This is a genomic window from Pseudoalteromonas sp. Z1A6, assembly GCF_011378745.1.
Lineage (GTDB): Bacteria > Pseudomonadota > Gammaproteobacteria > Enterobacterales > Alteromonadaceae > Pseudoalteromonas > Pseudoalteromonas arctica.
The window spans coordinates 1-1,059 of sequence record NZ_WTKW01000632.1 but is presented as its reverse complement, the minus strand read 5'-3'; the positions used below and the strand labels follow the sequence as shown (position 1 = coordinate 1,059).

General features: G+C 34.9%; 1 pseudogene. It reads left to right on the top strand.

Features of this window, described 5'->3' with window-relative positions:
- Positions 1-1,059, top strand: a pseudogene (locus GQR46_RS20015) (hypothetical protein); the annotation flags it as partial.

The window sequence follows — 1,059 nt, the reverse complement described above, 5'->3', positions numbered from 1 at the left end:
AAAACAATTATCAGGTATTTCAAACGAACTCGAAAACTTACGCTTACAGTTAGGACAAGACAGTGAGATTCAAAATCAATTAAAAGAACTAATTGTTAAGCAAAACGAGATTATTGCACAACAAAAAAAACAAGAGATAGTACCAAAAGAATCGTTTGATTTAAGCTCATTATTTTCAAATCCGATAGTGCTGGGTTTATTAATGTTTATTCCTGGGCTACTGATTATTTTTGCAATTGTTATGTTTTTACGCAAACGAGCAAGTAATCAAGAAGAGCCACAAAACGATGATGACTTTTTACCACAAACCCCAATTTACACTGGCGATGATGATTTAGGCCCAAGTTTAAATGACGATCCAATTGTACCCGACCCTTTAGATGACTTGAGTGTTCAACTTGATGATAATCTCGAAAATGATATGTTGCCTGATGATGATTTAGATGACGGCCTAGATGATTTTTCAGGTGGTGAGAATTTACTCGATCAGGATGAGCTTGAAAGTCTACTAAGTGATGACATTGTTTTTGATGATGAAAATACCGATGACGATGATGAACTCGATATTTTTATGCAGCAAGGGTTTGATCAACCTTCAGATGAAAACGCTGAAGATATTGATTTAGACTTATCTGATGACTCAATAAACAATGATGAAATTCTAACTAATGACGATTTAGATAGCTTGTTTGATGAAGACGATAGTCTACCTGAGTTTGATGCACAGCAAACAAGCGAAGCTTTAGAGGATGATAGCTTAGAGTCTCATGATGAAATGGCGGCTTTAAGTGAGGAGCTTGCAGATGATGATAATTTTGATATAGATGAATTATTAGATCAAACATCAACAGAATTAGATACCTCAAATAACACTTCAGCTGAACTTGATACAAGCGACGACTTTTATTTAGACGATATAGATAGCTTAATTGATGAAGCGAATGACCCAAAAAGTGATGTGGTAGATGACTCAATTGATGCAGAGTTACTCGACGAAGATGAACTTCTAGAAGAAAGCGACGATTTTGATTTAGATGACATAGATAGCTTAATTGATGA